1 protein-coding gene is annotated in these 265 nt (G+C 60.0%); it reads right to left on the bottom strand.

The features are described 5' to 3' along the window. Positions 1–253, bottom strand: a 253-nt coding sequence (locus CVH10_RS21320) for a S1 RNA-binding domain-containing protein (RefSeq protein ID WP_369335946.1), incomplete at its 3' end; no start/stop codon positions are given. Positions 254–265 lie beyond the last annotated feature (12 nt).

The raw sequence follows: 265 nt of genomic DNA, 5'->3' as shown, positions 1-265 counted from the left end.
GCGCGTCGCGATCCTCCTTGGGGATTTGATAATAATCCGGGTGGATTTCGGAAAAGGCCAGGAAGCCGTGGCGGTTGCCGCCGTAATCGACGAAAGCGGCCTGCAGCGACGGCTCGACGCGCGTCACCTTGGCCAGATAGATATTGCCCTTGAGCTGCTTGCGCTCGGCACTTTCGAAATCGAATTCCTCGATCCGGTTACTCTTGACGACGGCCACCCGGGTCTCTTCCCGGTGGCGTGCGTCGATCAGCATGCGCGTGGTCAT

This window comes from Halomonas sp. ND22Bw (genome assembly GCF_003011945.1).
Taxonomy (GTDB): Bacteria; Pseudomonadota; Gammaproteobacteria; order Pseudomonadales; family Halomonadaceae; genus Halomonas; species Halomonas halophila.
This window is presented reverse-complemented; position numbering and strand designations above follow the sequence as displayed.